Here is a 15,327-nt window from a genome sequence, read left to right on the forward strand (position 1 = left end):
GGTGCGCGGGTCATCTGACCGATTCGGGCCTAAAGATTCAGTCAGCGCCGACTTTGAGCACGATCTTGCCTTTGGCCCGTCGTTCGCTTAGCCCCTTCAAAGCTTCGACATAATCCTCGAATGGATGCACTTCGCTGACTTTGGGGTGAATCCTGCCCTGCTCGTAGAATCCCAGCAGATCCGCCACATTCTGGGCGTTGGCCTTCGGGTCCTTCATGGTGAAACTGCCCCAGAACACGCCGACCACCTGGCAACCTTTGAGCAGCGTCAGATTAGCAGGAATCTTGGGTATATCCCCTGCAGCAAAGCCGACGATCAGGTGCCGGCCTTCCCAGGCCATACAGCGCAATGCCTGCTCGGTGAAGTCTCCGCCCACGGGGTCGTAAACCACATCAACGCCGTTGCGCGCCAGCTTCTTCACCGCGTCCTTCAGGGGCTCTTCCGTGTAGTTGATCAGTTCGTCGGCGCCGGCTTCGCGAGCGACCTCCAGTTTCTCCGCGGAGCTTGCCGCCGCGATGACCTTGGCGCCCATGACCTTGGCCAACTCGACTGCGGCCAGGCCCACGCCCCCGCTTGCGCCCAGTACCAGAACCGTCTCGCCCGGCTGCAGGTTGGCGCGCTGTTTCAGCGCGTGGTAGGAGGTGCCGTAAACCATGCTGAACGCCGCGGCTTCCTCGTCGCTCATTTTGTCCGGCACCGGGATCAGCCTATCCTCGGCCACTACGATTTCCTCGGCAAAGGCGCCGTAGCCCGTCAGCCCCATGACACGGTCGCCCAACTTGAACCGGCTGACCTTGTCGCCCACCGCGATAACCTCTCCCGTCATTTCGCCGCCGGGCGAGAATGGCATGGGCGGCTTCAGCTGATATTTGCCCTCGATGATCAGAGTATCCGGAAAGTTGAGACCCGCAGCGCGTACACGGACTTTAACGCCGGACCCTTTCGCTTCGGGCGATGGTACTTCGCCAATCTCGAGCTTCTCAGCGGGCCCGTATTCTTTGCATAGGATGGCTTTCATGGATCACTCCTGACCAGGGTTCTGGATTTTGGGTTGACGTTATTGTCGTGAAAAGTCGGAACGATTTGCAAAAGAGGTTCCACGCTATCGCTGAAGCAGATATCAGGCAAATAGATATCGGTTATGAGAGCGCATCAATGGCAGTTATGGCGAGTCGGCTGTTACGATTTTCATCTGAAAATGCTGCTCGAAACTTGTATCCTGCGCGCTCTGTTTTCCAGCCAGCCGGCGTTCGAGCTCCAGCCCCGAGTCCAGGCCCGGAGCTCTGCCCAAGCTTGGTCGCATGGCCTTGACCCGGCCCATCCCCACATCACTAGTAACGCAGCAGGGTATAGCGGTGTTTGAAGTAATTTACCTTCTGGAAATGATCGGTGTCATCGCGTTCGCGTTTTCGGGAATGATCGCCGCCCGTGCCAAGAACATGGACCCGGTCGGGATCTATACCATTGCCTTCATAACCGCGCTAGGCGGAGGCACCCTCCGTGATCTGATAATGGATAACCATCCGCTCTACTGGATACGCCACGAAGAGCAACCCATTCTGATTCTCGCACTAGCCGTGGCCTACAGTTACCTGCGGCCGCTGTCCCGACTAAGGGAATCGAACATTATCGTTCCTGATGCGATCGGCCTGGGCATCTTTACCATGCTTGGCGCCCAACTGGCCCTTGAGCTGGGTCATTCCTTTTTTATTGCGTCGCTGCTTGGCGTGATGACGGGAACATTTGGCGGCTTGCTGCGCGACACGCTGTGCAACGAAGTCCCGTTTATTTTCCGGAAAGACCAGGTCTACGCGTCAGTGGCATTTGCCGGCTGCTGGCTCAGTTTCCTGGTGGACTACCTGTTCCATCAGACCGAAATCGCCCTGGCCGCCGGAGTGGTTGCTATAGTTGTGCTGCGATTGCTCGCAGTGCGCTTCGACATCCGTCTGCAGCGGGATCAGCCTGAACCCCGCTAGAGACCTACAGCCTCCGATAGAGACCCCCGCCTCCGCTAAAACGGGGTAACCCGCACGGGAAACCAGCTTTCCCGGCTTGCGGTCGGCGGGTATCATGTCGCGTCTTCTCTCCAACAGTGACGCAGGACCCATCATGCTCGAACGGTACTTCCGGTTGGCCGCCCATGGCACCACGATCCAGAAAGAAGTGATCGCCGGCTTCACCACCTTCCTGACGATGGCCTATATCATCGTGGTCAATCCGAATGTGCTCTCCGTCTCGGGCATGGACTACGGGGCCGTTTTCGTGGCGACCTGCCTGGCCGCGGCTATAGGCACCCTGATCATGGGGCTCTACGCCAACTATCCCATCGCGCTTGCCCCGGGCATGGGCCTCAACGCGTTCTTCAGTTTTGTCGTAGTTCAGGGGATGGGGCATACCTGGCAGATTGCGTTGGGTGCTGTATTTCTGTCCGGGCTTATTTTCCTGCTTCTGAGCCTGTTCAAAGTGCGCGAGTGGATCATCAACAGCATTCCCCTCTCCCTGCGCTATGGCATCTCAGCCGGTATTGGTTTTTTTCTCGCGCTTATCGCTTTGAAAAATGCGGGTGTGGTCGTTGACAACCCAGCTACTCTGGTCGGCCTGGGCGACATCAAGACGCCAGAAGCGCTGCTCATGTTCGGCGGCTTCATCCTCATCTGCGGGCTTTACTACCGGCGCGTCACCGGTGCGGTGGTGATCGGCATCATCGCTGTCACCGCGATCGCCATGCTGCTCGGAATGGTCCAGTACAACGGGTTTGTTTCAGCGCCGCCAAGCCTGGCGCCCACTTTTTTGCAGCTCGATATCGCCGGCGCCCTCGAGGTCGGCATGATAAGCATCGTGTTTGCCTTCCTCTTCGTCGATCTGTTCGATACCTCCGGCACTCTGATCGGTGCGGCACAACGGGGCAATCTTCTGGACAGTAACGGCAACCTGCCGCGACTCAAGCAGGCACTCATGGCCGACAGCGTCGCCACCATGAGCGGGGCGGCACTGGGCACGTCCACAACCACCAGCTACATTGAGTCGACCGCGGGAATTACCGCCGGCGGCCGTACGGGGTTAACCTCCGTGGTCGTAGCCTGTCTGTTTCTCGCCTGTTTGTTCTTTGCCCCAATCGCGGCAGTCGTGCCGCCGTACGCGACCGCGCCAGCCCTGCTGTTTGTTGCCGTGCTGATGACGAGTGGCCTGAAGCTTATAGACTGGGAGGACATCACTGAAGCAGCCCCGGCTATTGTCACCGCCCTGATGATGCCCCTGACCTTTTCCATCGCCAACGGCATCGCACTCGGCTTCATCACCTATGCACTGATGAAGCTGGTCAGCGGCCACTGGAAAGCACTGAACCTCAGCGTGGCGCTGATAGCTCTGATGTTTATTCTCAAATATGCTTTTCTGGACGCGGGCTAGCAGCTCCGGGACCGGCCGCAAACATAACCCGGTCGCCGCCTGATGCCCTCCGGAACACTTAAGCACAAACACTGGTTAACCATTCCATAAGAGAGCCCGTGATGGAGTATTTTTCCGAAATTGTCCGCAATGCTATCCGGACGGTGCCCGACTGGCCCGAGCCAGGCGTTCAGTTCCGTGATATCACCACGGCCCTGCAGGACCGAACAGTCTTTCGCAAGCTGATTGATGCTTTTGTGCATCGTTACCACTCGGCCGACATAGATGCCATTGCGGCAGTCGACGCGCGTGGCTTCATCCTGGGTTCGCCATTGGCGTACGAACTCAACGCCAGCTTTGTACCGGTCCGGAAAAAGGGCAAGCTTCCCTTTGACACGCTCGTTGAGGACTACAAGCTGGAGTACGGGACAGCCTCGGTGGAGCTCCACAAGGATGCCTTCAAGGCCGGCCACCGGGTGGTCCTGGTAGATGACCTGATCGCGACGGGCGGAACCATGCTTGCTGCCACCCGGCTCCTCAGGCGCATTGGTGTCGAAATTGTTGAGGTGGCGGCAATGATTGACCTGCCTGACCTGGGCGGTTCCGATAAACTACGGGCAGAAGGTTTGAGCGTCTTCACCGTGTGCCAGTTTTCCGACTCTTGAGAAACGAGCGCAGTGGGACTGGGGGCCATGTGCCAGCCTCCGACCCGGGATTGCGCAGCCAGCGCGCGGACCAGTCACTCAAGTTGCACCCGATCGATGAAGTCTCACCCAGCGTCGTCAGCTGTGGGACCTGCGAAGCCTGCTGCTGCCGGCTCGAAGTAATACTTGAGGACGACCGGGGTATCCCCCCGACTTACACAGCACTCGATGCCTGGGGCGGCCTGGTAATGCGCCGCCTTGAGGATGGCTGGTGCGCCGCTCTCGACCGCAAGACCTTCCGTTGCTCGATCTACTCACGGCGGCCGCAGAACTGCCGTGATTTCGCTTTGGGAAGCCACGAATGTCTGGAAGAACGCGCGCAGATGTCCAACCCCAATAATGCCCCCGGGAGTTCTGATGGCCCGCTTTGACCTGCTCGGTACTGCAGCCATTCCCGGCCAGGCCGGCGAGCTGCGACTTTTGCGACGAAATGATGAATTCTCAATCCGCATCGCGGGTAAGCCCGGTGAACTGATGAATAGCCGGCTTCATGGTTCTGAAGACGCCCTGGCGACGCTCCCCTGCGAACAGGTGGCGGACCGGCAGAACCCGCGTGTACTCATCGGCGGATTGGGCATGGGCTTCACATTGGCAGCAGCCTTGAACGCCTTGGGCCAAGATGCGGAGATCGTTGTAGCCGAGCTGGTGCCGGGAGTCGTCGAGTGGAACCGGGGCCCGCTCGGGGCTGTGGCCGGCCACCCGCTGCGCGACCCGCGCACACGCGTGCACCTTGGCGATGTTGGTGAGCTCCTGAGATCGGAAACGGCCGCTTACGACGCCATCATGCTCGACGTCGATAATGGCCCCGAAGGCCTTACCCAAAAGGCGAATGACTGGATTTACTCGACCAAAGGTCTGGCCGCGGCACAAAAAGCCTTGCGCCCCGAAGGCATCCTGGCGGTCTGGTCCGCGGGTGCCGCGCCGGAGTTTACCGACAGGCTAGCCGGGCTTGGTTTCGCTGTAGACCCCGTAACCGTGCGGGCCCACAAACCCGGCAAAGGCGCGCGCCACGTGGTCTGGCTGGCTTGGTGACACGCTTGGTGATAATCAAACTCAACGGAGAGGCGCCATGCCAATCTGGGTAGATGCGGACGCCTGCCCGCGCCCCATCAAGGACATCATTTTCAAAGCGGCCAACCGCGCGCAGGAGATGACGACGTTCGTGGCCAATCACGCCCTGAGTATTCCCCCATCGCCCTATCTCAGTTTCAGGCTGGTGCCCTCTGGCTTTGACGTGGCGGATAACCACATCGTGGAAGCGATTAACGCGGGCGACCTGGTGGTCACCCAGGATATCCCCCTGGCTGCGCTGGCGGTTGAAAGGGAAGCGATGGCCCTGAATCCGCGCGGCCAGGAATATACGCCGGAGTCGATACGCCAGCGGCTGGCCATGCGCAACCTGATGGAGGAATTACGCAGCACCGGCATCCAGACCGGCGGGCCAGACAGTTTCTCCAACGCCGATCGTAAACGCTTCGCTGATGCACTGGATCGCTGGTTGCGGCAGAGACGCGTTTAGACGCTCGTGTCCTGTCCGGGTAATTCGTTGGCCTACGAGCCCCGGAGCGCCCGGAAGTCCTGCCGCTAAAGCCTTCGGGCCGGCCTTGCCGACGCTTGAGAGGGAACCCTAACGTTCCGAGGCGTCGTCGTCGGTTATCTGGCGCCCCCGCTCCAGCAGCACGTCAACAGCGCAGTCATGGGTGCCCGGAAACTCCTGTTTGACCTGGCGTAACAGCTTGCGGGCTTGCTGCCGGCTGCCGTCTTCCTTTTCGGCTTCGGTCAGGGCTATGAGGTAGAGGGCGTGAGCCCGGACGTCACGCTCCACCTCGGGATTGTTGTAGATTTTCTCGAGGGTCTCCTGAGTCTCCTCAAACCCGTCTTTGATCGGCGGCGAGTCTTCCAGCGACTCCATAATCGTTGGCCCGATCTGATACTCATCGGGGTCACAGCTGGCGGCTGCGAAAAGATCCTGGTACTCCTGGTAATCCTTGCCCAGTTTCTTCTTGAATGCCTGTCGTTCCCTGTGCGCAGCCGTTGCTGCCGCACCGCCGGCGGCATAGGTCGTGCCGGTGATGGCGCCCGCCGCGCAGCCCGCGAGAGAAACAACAGTTCCGGCCACCAGAATAACGCCCGTTAAAGACGCCAGAATCCCGTTACTGCCCTTGCTTCCTTTCATTAATGACTCCTTGGCTTTGCAGATCCATCCGCACACGGCGTGGCGGCCATAGCCCTGATCATAATAGCCATTGAACCCATAAATCGAGTTTCAGCTTCGCAAGTATTCAGGAAACCACCTAAAACTGCGAAATCAGCGCTGGAACAGATTAATCAGCAGAGTCAGTATCACGCTGATCAGAACCATGGACGTGATCGGGACGAATACGCGGCTGCGCTCCGTATCGACGTTGATATCGCCCGGCAGACGCCCGAACCAGCCAAGCAACCCGGGCGCGAACTGTAGAATGACACCCAACACAACGAGGCTCAGGCCTGCAATGATCAGCCAGCGCGGCATAGTCTCCTCCTTTTGATATCCGGTCTTCGTCCAGCCCTGACTTTGCCCTGACTTTGCCCTGACTCTGCCCTATCAGCCTACCATCACGGGTTCTTTCCGGTGCTTATGCTTTACCAAGACGTCATGATGCACCAGCTGCGGATAGGCGGCTTGCTTCGGTTTTTCAGGTAGTATGAAATCAACCTCTAACATGAACAGTGCTCAGGAGACACCATGCGAGTTTTCACCCCCCGCTTCACGGATTGCACTGCGGCACCGTTTGAGCTGGGCAAGATCGTCTGCGTCGGTCGCAACTATGCTGAGCACGCACGCGAGTTGGGCAACCCGGTGCCCTCGGAACCGCTGATCTTCATGAAGCCGGCAACGGCCGCGTGCGAGATGGAAGGGCCCCTGATACTTCCCACCGATCTCGGCAAAGTGCATTACGAAACTGAGCTGGCGCTTCTGGTCGGCAGGCCGCTCAGGCACGCCGAACCCGATGAGGTGTGGCCGGCTATCGTCGGGGTTGGTCTGGCGCTTGACCTTACCCTGAGAGACCTGCAGGCCCAACTGAAGGAAAAGGGCCACCCCTGGGAAGTGGCCAAGGGTTTCGATGGCGCCTGCCCATTATCGCATTTTCTCAAGTCCAATATCTGGCCTGAAGGCCGTCGTTGGCGTTTCAGCCTGACCGTCGATGGCGAGCTCCAGCAACACGGCGATACCGGCGACATGCTGACGCCTGTACCCGAGCTGGTCGCGTACATGAGCCGTTTCTTTACGCTTAACCCAGGGGATGTCATCCTCACCGGCACACCGGCAGGGGTCGGCAGTCTTTCTCCGGGGCAGTCGCTGGAGCTCACTCTGGAAGAGCATCTTACAGTCACCACGACGGTCGCCGGCTGATCACTCCGGCATTTTCCCGTCAGCTGGCATCTTGCCAACAGCTCACCTGATCGGAACTGGTCTCTATGGCGAAAAAACCTGTAACCACGCGCACAGGCCGATTCATCCGGCTCGCTGGCATGACCGCATCGGTAGCGTCCCGTTACGCGGGAGCCCGCGCTAGGAGCTGGGTCGGGGCGGAGGAGAACGAGCAGCGGCGCAGTGAAAACTACAGCCGTATGGCTGAGGATATTGCCAGCACCCTGGGCGATCTTAAGGGCGCGGTGATGAAAGTCGGGCAGATTGCCTCTCAAACCCAGGATTTTCTACCCAAGGAATTCTCAGCCGCGCTGCAGCGACTGCAGAAAGAAGCGCCCCCGGTGCCCTTCGATGTCATCACCGGTCAGATAGAATCCGAGTTGGGCAAGCCGGTAGCAGAGCTTTTTGCCACACTTGATGAAACGCCCTACGCGGCCGCGTCAATCGGTCAGGTTCATCGGGCGACGACCCATGAAGGGCAAGACGTTATCGTCAAAGTCCAGTACCCGGGGGTAGACGAGTCCTGCGATTCAGACCTGAAGCAGCTACGTATGGCCTTACGCCTCGGCGGCCTGCTGAAACTGCCCAAGGAAAGCGTCGACCAGCTTTTTGCTGAGATCCGGCTACGCCTGCGGGAAGAACTCGACTATGAAAACGAGGCGCGCAATATAGCGCTTTTCCGCGATTTTCACCGTAAAGACACCTGGGTTCACATTCCTGAGGTACTGCCGCAGTTGTCCACGCGCAGGGTACTGACCATGGAACTGGTGGAAGGCGACCACATCGAGGCGGTCACGCCCGAGCGTTATAGCCAGGACGCCATCAACACTATCGGCCACAGGCTGTTCACCACCATGGCTGACCAGCTGTTCCGCTTCCATTGTGTCCACGGCGACCCCCACGCCGGCAATTTCGCCTTCCGGCCCGACGGCAGTCTCATTCTTTATGATTTCGGTTGTGTAAAAAAACTGAAGCCGGAGATCGTGCAGGCTTATCGCAACGCAATCGTTTCGGCGCTGGACGAGGATTACGCCGCGCTTGATCGCTGCCTGATCGATCTGGGCGCGCGGGTTGAAGACAAGCCGGCCCTTGACCAGGCCTACTATGCGATGTGGCGCGATATCCTCATTGTTCCGTTTGCCAGCGCCGACACGCCCTACGATTTCTCCCAGGCTGACCTGCACCGTCAGGTGGCCGCAAAGACGCCCACTGTGTTCAAACACATGGATTCACTGCGACCCGCTGTAGAGAGCATTTTCATCGACCGGATGATTGCAGGACATTACTGGATTCTGAAACGCCTTGGCGTCCAGGCGGCATTTCGCAGTGAGCTGGAGCGCTATCTGAACGGAGAAGGCTAGCCGTTATCTGCTGCGTGCTTCATTACCCGGCTCCATTCACCGGCTCGCTCCTGGACCTGTCCGGGGCAAGCAGGTGCAGACCCTGAGGATGGACCCGTAATTTCAGCGGGGTGGCGAAACGTTGTGTTTCACCATCAATAGCAACACGCACTGAGCGCCGCCGCGTGTCAATGGTCAGTTCTGACGCACACAGGGTTTCGAGGTTTTCTGCCTGATCCAGATGGCCTGTAGCGCCACGCAGCAGCAGGCCAAACATGCCCCAGCGCGAGACCGGACGCGTCACCAGTACAGTCATTTTCTGCTGATCGATGCAGGATGAATCAAGGTTGAGCGCTTCCACCTGATACCGATTAAAGACAGCTGACACCATGGGACTTCGCACCCGGTGGACCTGGCCATCGACGATCAATGTGAGCCGATGGTCCTGGCGGCTGTTCAGCGCCGTGTAGAACCCGGATATCAGCGCCACATAGCGATTTCTGCCAAACCGGGCCTGATGCCGTTCACGAGCATCAATAATTCTCGGAAAAACGCCTATAGAAATATTGATGACGAAGGGATGACCGTTGAGGGTGGCCACGGGAACATCGATCGGCGTAGCGCTGAGCAGTGCCTCGAGCGCGCTCTCCGGATCCAGGTCGATGCCCTGGGAGCGGGCAAAGAAATTAAAAGTTCCCAGCGGCAGGACCGAGAACGGAACGTCGTTCTCCTCCAACAGAATCGGCAGCGCGGCGTTGATCGTCCCATCCCCGCCGGCCAGCACCAGGCAGCCGCCCGCCTCGCGGGCCTTTTGCAGTGCTATGCGTACGAGGTCGCACAGCTCCTCTTCTTCGCCCAACACCATCAGGGCTTCCAGACGATCGGTCGGAATTGTCTGTTCGATCAGGGCCTGAATCTCATTCCCATCATAGGGCCCCGACTGCTTGTTCAAGACGAACGTGAACGAGGGGGGCTGTCTTACTTCCATGAGTTTCGGCTCCGTCCGAATGATTAGAAAAGTGTACGGTCCAGGCCCGCATCGATACCGCGAAACGTTGCGGCAACTTCAACCCCGTGATCAGATGACCACGCGTTTCAGAGATCGCTCCACTCGACGACAGGACACTAGCTGTTCTAACACAAGGCCAACGGCAGAGTTATTAACCTTTCGAAGGGCCAATGGCGATCACGGCCACCTTTGTTATGATGTCGGCCCATTTATTAATTACCGGAAAGTGCTAGCCCCATGACCGTCGCTGACAATGATCCCACCTCTTCCAACGACACCGGCGCGCCGCCAGGCGAGCAACCGAAGGCGACACTACAGGTTGGGGGCACCTCGGTCACTCTGCTGGGAACGGCCCACGTTTCCCGGCTCTCCGCCGAGGCCGTAAAGACCGAGATTATAACCGGGCTTTATGATGCTGTTGCCATTGAGCTATGCCCGACCCGACACCGCAACCTGGAACGCCCGGATGACATGGGCAAGCTCGACATGATTCAGGTCCTGCGCGAGGGTAAAGCGCCCATGGTTGCAGCAAGCCTTGCCCTGGCAGCATACCAGCAACGGCTGGCGGACCAGTTTGGCATAGAGCCAGGTGCAGACATGCGCGCCGCAATGGATGAGGCCAAGCTTGCGGGACTACCGGTACTCCTGGTCGACAGGGACCTCGGAACCACACTGAAACGTTGCTATCGCAGTATGCCGTTCTGGCAGCGTATGCCCATGGTGTTGGGCTTGATCTCCAGCGTGATGTCCAAGCAGGAGATTTCAGAAGAGCAGATAGAGAAGCTGAAGGAAGGCGACGTACTCGAAACCACCTTCAACGAGTTTGCAGAAAACGACAAAGCGCTCTATGGGCCATTGATAGACGAGCGCGACCGCTATATGGCAGCGAAGATCCGTCAGGATGCCAGACTGGGCTACAAGCACATCCTTGCCGTGGTCGGCGCCGGGCACATGAAAGGCATCAAGCGCTATCTGGAGGAGGAAGAGCCAGCCACTCCCGAGACAGTCATAGAGGAGCTGGAATCAGTACCGCCGGGCGCAAAATGGCCGAAGCTGATCCCCTGGTTCGTGGCTGCGCTGGTCATTGCCGGGTTTGTGCTGGGCTTCCTGCGCAACCCGGACCTGGGCTGGCAGCTCATTATCGACTGGACGCTGATTAATGGAGGCCTCGCTGGGATCGGGGCAATTATCGCCCTGGCCCACCCCGTCACGATTATTACATCAGCTCTGGCCGCACCGCTGACCTCGCTCAACCCGACTATCGGAGTGGGTTTCGTTGCGGCGGCAGTAGAGGCGTTAATACGCAAGCCGAGTGTCGGTGATTTCAGCCGCCTGCGGCAGGACACCAGCCGCCTTAAAGGCTGGTGGCAGAACCGGGTGTCCCGCGTATTGCTGGTCTTCGTGCTGACAACATTGGGTTCCGCATCCGCCACCTATATCGCCGGCTTCAAGATGGTAGGCCGCCTGACGGGAGGGTGACCGACGGCTGCCCTCGGGACACGCGAAACTGTTGAGATTCAGTAGGCTGTGGCAATACCGTTTTTCAGGCAGTCTTTCAGAATGCCTCTGGTGCTTGCGGCCACATCATTGCTCATGAACAGCTTTTTCCGTTCGTTCTCGAGAAAGTCAGCGCCGAAATCCCTGGTCAAATGTATGGAGGCGTAGCAGTTATTGTCGAACGCCTCCCGGCTGAAATACCAACCCCCTTCATAGCCACCAATCTCGCGATAGCGCGAGAAGGCCCATTCCAGAATACCTGAGATTCTGTCTTTCTCGGCTTCAGAGGCCGCCGGGATGTAGTAACTGATGGCCACCTCGCCAATGTTCACCTGCAGACGCATAACCAGAGCCTGGCCTGATTCCAGGCGGATGCGGTAATAGGCATCGATCTGTCCCGGGACGTGGCTGATCTCAATAGCGGTCCGGCTGTTCCGCAGCGTTTTCTCTAACTCAGCGGAACGGACCCTGCGTTCCTCCCACCGTTTGAACGGCTCAAGGGGGAAATCGATCAGAAGGCAGGCGTTGGGAAATGTCTCGTAAAAGAGTCGCTCGGAGCGACGCTGAAGGTCCATGACGTTGACATCCCGCTCGGAGAAGAAAACAACCATTGCGATCACGATGCCAGACGCCGCCACCTGGCCCAGCGACATAGCTATTAATATCCAATCCTGACCATTTTCCTCGCCGAGAAAGTAAAAAGCGACCGCGGCGGCGCTGATCAGCGCAAGCACGAGCACGGCGATGGAGACAACTTTTACCCATGCCGGGGCATAAATAAAACTCCGACTTTCCATAAGCTAGATGTCCAGATGCATGTTGAGTTAAGAGTCGTGCAGGCGCTTATCCCGTGCGGGCAATCACCGACCCTGAGTGGTGCGCCCATCGGGAACTCCCCGGAGCCAGCCAGAAACAGCCGCCTGGGACACTAGCCTAGCAGTTCTTCGATATTTGTCCGGCCCGACGCGGGCAGTTTGGCGTTGCTTTTTTTCAGAGCCGGCTTCACCGCAGTAGCGAGATACTGGAGTTCGAAGCGATAGGCCAGTAATCTCCGGCTTTGGTTTGATTGAGACTGAGTGTCGCCTATGCCTGCCGCTGCCGCCCGCAAGCGCTCCTTCGCCAGCCGACTGTGGCGCAAACTCTGCCTGTTGGCAGCCTTTGTTGTTCTGGCAGTGCTGGCTCTGATCCTCCTGCTGCGCTTTGTCAATCCGCCAACATCCGCCTTCATGCTAGGGCACCAGCTAAGCACCTCTTCCAGTCCGCTACGGCATCAATGGGTGGAGTTTGAATCGATGTCTCCCTGGCTGCCGCTGGCGGTCATGGCCAGCGAAGACCAGAAGTTCCCACACCACTGGGGTTTTGACATAGGTTCTATCGGTACGGCCCTTCGCAATTATAGCCAGGGCGGTCGGCTTCGAGGCGCGAGCACGATTTCACAGCAGACCACTAAAAACCTCTTTCTGTGGTCGGGTCAGTCGCTGGCGAGAAAAGGCATTGAGGCCGCGCTCACCGCTCCCCTCGAGCTGCTATGGACAAAGCGGCGCATCATGGAGGTGTATCTCAATATCGCGGAATTCGGGGAGGGTATTTACGGTGTCGAGGCAGCAAGCCGTCACTTTTTCGGGGTGCCCGCAAGCGCCATCACTGCAAAGCAGGCAGCGTTACTCGCAGCGGTCCTGCCTAGCCCCAAGCGTTTCCGGGTCGACGCGCCCTCCCCTTATATTCAGGATCGTGTTTCCTGGATTCGCCGACAAATGGCCCAACTCGGTGGCCCGGGTATCGTGCGCGTACTGGACTGAAACCGCAGACTACGAACAAGCAGATGAGACTGAGACATCTATGCACACTGTTTATCTCGCGCTTGCGATAGTTGCCGAAGTCATCGCTACTTCAGCCTTGAAATCGACCCACGAGTTCACGCGTTTCTGGCCGAGTCTTCTGGTTATTTGCGGCTATGTGGCGGCGTTTTATTTCCTGACTTTGGCTCTGCGGGTGTTTCCTGTGGGCGTGGCTTACGCGGTCTGGTCGGGGATGGGCATCGTACTGATTACAGCGGTAGGCTGGGTCTTTTACAACCAGCGACTGGATTCGCCCGCCCTGTTAGGCATCGGCTTCATTATTACGGGTGTCCTTCTGATCAATCTTTTCTCAAAAGCAAGCGCCGGCTGAATTGAAAAGACCGGCTTACGAGGCCGGTCTTTTGGCTTGCTCAATCCTTACAGCGGGATCAGTCCTTGCGACTGGTCACTTCCAGTAAGTGATAACCGAACTGGGTCTGAACCGGTCCATGGACCGTATTCAGGTCACCGCTGAAGACGACCTGATCGAACTCAGGCACCATCTGGCCGCGGCCAAATTCGCCAAGGTCGCCGCCCTGCTTACCCGATGGGCAAGTAGAATGCTCACGCGCCACAGCGGCGAAATCACGACCGCCTTCGATTTCTTTCTTCAGGTTTTCACACTGTGCCTTGTCTTTGACCAGGATATGTCTTGCGCTTGCACGGGCCATAACGGGCTCCCTTTGGGTTGAAATAAATAAATGAATTGAAATAAAAGCCGGGAATTATCCCTTATTCAGGGTCGAAAAGCTTGCCCGGGTTGATAATGCCGTTGGGGTCGAATACCTGCTTGATCGCACGCAGGTAACTGATTTCAGTCTCACTGCGCGTGAATCGCAGATAGGGTTTTTTGGTCATGCCGACGCCATGTTCGGCGGAGATACTGCCGCCATGACGCGCCACGATATCAAAAACCCATTGGTTCACCGTGGCGCAGCGGCTGAAAAATTCCGTTTTGTCCATGGTTTCTGGCTTGAGGATATTAAGGTGCAGGTTGCCGTCACCGATGTGGCCAAACCAGATGATTTCGAAATCGGGGTAGTGTTCCCGTACCACTGCGTCTATCTCCGACAGGAACAGGGGTACCCTGGATACGACGACTGAAATGTCGTTCTTGTATGGCGTCCGGGGGGCGATCGATTCGGAGATCCGCTCGCGCAACTGCCACAGTTTGCGGGCCTGGGTCTCGTTCTGGCTGACTACGCCATCCAGCACCCAGCCTTTCTCAACGCACTCCTCAAAGAGCGCCATTGCCGTCTCCATGACAGCCTCCGACGTAGCCTCAAACTCCAGCAAAGCATAGTACGGTGCCTCGGTTTCAAAAGGCGCAGGGGTATCGCCATGCGCCAGCACATGGCCCATAGCCTGGTGCGAGAAGAATTCGTAGGCTGTCAGGTCCAGCTTTTGCTGGTAAGCCTGCAGCACGTCCATGGTATTGGTCAGGTCCGCCAGCCCCAACACCAGCACTTGCAGGTTCTCCGGTGGCCGGGTCAGGCGCATGGTCGCTTCAGTAATAAACCCCAGGGTCCCCTCTGCACCAATGAACAGATGGCGGAGGTCGTAGCCGGTGTTGTTTTTCACCAGGTCACGATTAAGCTCAAGAATCTCGCCTTTACCCGTCACTACAGTGAGCCCGGCCACCCAATCGCGACTCATCCCGTATCGGATGACCTTGATACCCCCGGCGTTGGTCGACAGGTTGCCCCCCAGCTGGCTCGACCCTGCTGAGGCGAAGTCCACCGGGTAGTAGAGCCCCTGGTCCGCCGCAAACTGCTGCAACTGTTCGGTAATCACCCCTGCCTGGCACTTCACGGTACGATCGCTGGCGCTGAAGTCGCTGATGTTGTTCATCAGATCAAACGCCACCACCAATTCGCCATTCGCGGCGACGGCACCCGCACTCAGGCCTGTACGGCCGCCCGAAGGTACCAGCGCGACTTTGTTTTCGTTGGCAAAATTGACGATGGCCTGTACCTGGCCTGTATCACGCGGAAGAATGATAGCCAGCGGTCTCGGCTCAAACTGGCGCGTCCAGTCCTTGCCGTAGGTCTGCAAGTCGTCGGGCTCGGTCAAAACACGGGCTTCAGGCACAGCGGCGCGGAGTCGGTCGATCAGATCAGAAGATGCGTCATTCATA

18 protein-coding genes are annotated in these 15,327 nt (G+C 58.2%); 11 read left to right on the top strand and 7 right to left on the bottom strand.

Translation table 11 applies throughout. The features are described from left to right. Window positions 1-37 precede the first annotated feature (37 nt). On the bottom strand, window positions 38-1,018 hold the full coding sequence (locus soil367_RS12215) for an NADPH:quinone oxidoreductase family protein (protein ID WP_136549359.1): 981 nt from the start codon (window positions 1,016-1,018) through the stop codon (window positions 38-40). Between the two features lie 337 nt (window positions 1,019-1,355). On the opposite strand from soil367_RS12215, the gene soil367_RS12220 reads away from it, so the two are divergent. From soil367_RS12220 to soil367_RS12245, 6 genes are all read left to right on the top strand, one after another. Further along, complete coding sequence (locus tag soil367_RS12220) at window positions 1,356-1,976, top strand: trimeric intracellular cation channel family protein (protein WP_136549360.1); 621 nt, start codon at window positions 1,356-1,358, stop codon at window positions 1,974-1,976. Between the two features lie 133 nt (window positions 1,977-2,109). After that, on the top strand, window positions 2,110-3,408 hold the full coding sequence (locus soil367_RS12225) for an NCS2 family permease (protein WP_136550610.1): 1,299 nt from the start codon (window positions 2,110-2,112) through the stop codon (window positions 3,406-3,408). A 101-nt stretch (window positions 3,409-3,509) separates the two neighbouring features. Further along, window positions 3,510-4,052 (top strand): adenine phosphoribosyltransferase, encoded by a 543-nt coding sequence (locus tag soil367_RS12230; protein ID WP_136549361.1) that lies wholly within the window; start codon window positions 3,510-3,512, stop codon window positions 4,050-4,052. 29 nt (window positions 4,053-4,081) lie between these two features. Then, window positions 4,082-4,462, top strand: a complete 381-nt coding sequence (locus tag soil367_RS12235; RefSeq protein ID WP_342777428.1) for a YkgJ family cysteine cluster protein — start codon at window positions 4,082-4,084, stop codon at window positions 4,460-4,462. After that, window positions 4,449-5,123, top strand: coding sequence for a spermidine synthase (locus soil367_RS12240; RefSeq protein ID WP_136549362.1), 675 nt, complete (start codon window positions 4,449-4,451; stop codon window positions 5,121-5,123). Before soil367_RS12235 ends, soil367_RS12240 begins: the two co-directional genes overlap by 14 nt. A gap of 37 nt (window positions 5,124-5,160) precedes the next feature. Continuing rightward, complete coding sequence (locus soil367_RS12245; RefSeq protein WP_136549363.1) at window positions 5,161-5,610, top strand: YaiI/YqxD family protein; 450 nt, start codon at window positions 5,161-5,163, stop codon at window positions 5,608-5,610. A gap of 108 nt (window positions 5,611-5,718) precedes the next feature. Here soil367_RS12245 and soil367_RS12250 read toward each other — a convergent pair whose 3' ends face one another. Further along, window positions 5,719-6,267, bottom strand: a complete 549-nt coding sequence (locus tag soil367_RS12250) for a hypothetical protein (RefSeq protein WP_136549364.1) — start codon at window positions 6,265-6,267, stop codon at window positions 5,719-5,721. A 132-nt stretch (window positions 6,268-6,399) separates the two neighbouring features. Further along, window positions 6,400-6,606 carry a DUF2905 domain-containing protein gene (locus soil367_RS12255; RefSeq protein WP_136549365.1) on the bottom strand — a complete coding sequence of 69 codons (207 nt, stop codon included), beginning with the start codon at window positions 6,604-6,606 and terminating at the stop codon, window positions 6,400-6,402. Between the two features lie 213 nt (window positions 6,607-6,819). Between soil367_RS12255 and soil367_RS12260 the strand changes: the two genes are divergently transcribed. Next, entirely contained in the window at window positions 6,820-7,488 is a 669-nt protein-coding gene (locus tag soil367_RS12260) for a fumarylacetoacetate hydrolase family protein (protein WP_136549366.1), read from the top strand. 65 nt (window positions 7,489-7,553) lie between these two features. After that, the gene (locus soil367_RS12265) at window positions 7,554-8,867 is read left to right on the top strand and encodes an ABC1 kinase family protein (RefSeq protein WP_136549367.1); all 1,314 of its coding nucleotides are present in this window, start codon (window positions 7,554-7,556) and stop codon (window positions 8,865-8,867) included. A 22-nt stretch (window positions 8,868-8,889) separates the two neighbouring features. Here the strand turns inward: soil367_RS12265 and soil367_RS12270 are convergent, their stop codons facing one another. Then, complete coding sequence (locus soil367_RS12270) at window positions 8,890-9,834, bottom strand: diacylglycerol/lipid kinase family protein (RefSeq protein ID WP_136549368.1); 945 nt, start codon at window positions 9,832-9,834, stop codon at window positions 8,890-8,892. Between the two features lie 258 nt (window positions 9,835-10,092). Between soil367_RS12270 and soil367_RS12275 the strand changes: the two genes are divergently transcribed. Continuing rightward, entirely contained in the window at window positions 10,093-11,334 is a 1,242-nt protein-coding gene (locus tag soil367_RS12275; RefSeq protein WP_136549369.1) for a TraB/GumN family protein, read from the top strand. 38 nt (window positions 11,335-11,372) lie between these two features. Here the strand turns inward: soil367_RS12275 and soil367_RS12280 are convergent, their stop codons facing one another. After that, entirely contained in the window at window positions 11,373-12,149 is a 777-nt protein-coding gene (locus soil367_RS12280) for a hypothetical protein (protein WP_136549370.1), read from the bottom strand. 288 nt (window positions 12,150-12,437) lie between these two features. Here soil367_RS12280 and mtgA point away from each other — a divergent pair, with 288 nt between their 5' ends. Together mtgA and soil367_RS12290 are read left to right on the top strand one after the other, a co-directional pair. Next, window positions 12,438-13,151, top strand: coding sequence for a monofunctional biosynthetic peptidoglycan transglycosylase (gene mtgA, locus soil367_RS12285; RefSeq protein ID WP_136549371.1), 714 nt, complete (start codon window positions 12,438-12,440; stop codon window positions 13,149-13,151). Window positions 13,152-13,191: 40 nt separating this feature from the next. Then, window positions 13,192-13,521, top strand: coding sequence for a DMT family transporter (locus soil367_RS12290; protein ID WP_136549372.1), 330 nt, complete (start codon window positions 13,192-13,194; stop codon window positions 13,519-13,521). Window positions 13,522-13,579: 58 nt separating this feature from the next. Here the strand turns inward: soil367_RS12290 and soil367_RS12295 are convergent, their stop codons facing one another. Both soil367_RS12295 and soil367_RS12300 read right to left on the bottom strand, forming a co-directional pair. Beyond that, a complete protein-coding gene (locus soil367_RS12295) occupies window positions 13,580-13,885 on the bottom strand; it encodes a peptidylprolyl isomerase (protein ID WP_281283928.1) in 306 nt (101 codons plus the stop codon). A 37-nt stretch (window positions 13,886-13,922) separates the two neighbouring features. Further along, complete coding sequence (locus soil367_RS12300; RefSeq protein ID WP_136549374.1) at window positions 13,923-15,326, bottom strand: FAD-binding oxidoreductase; 1,404 nt, start codon at window positions 15,324-15,326, stop codon at window positions 13,923-13,925. Window position 15,327: the final 1 nt, after the last annotated feature.

Origin of the sequence: Hydrocarboniclastica marina (assembly GCF_004851605.1) — a bacterium.
Lineage (GTDB): Bacteria > Pseudomonadota > Gammaproteobacteria > Pseudomonadales > Oleiphilaceae > Hydrocarboniclastica > Hydrocarboniclastica marina.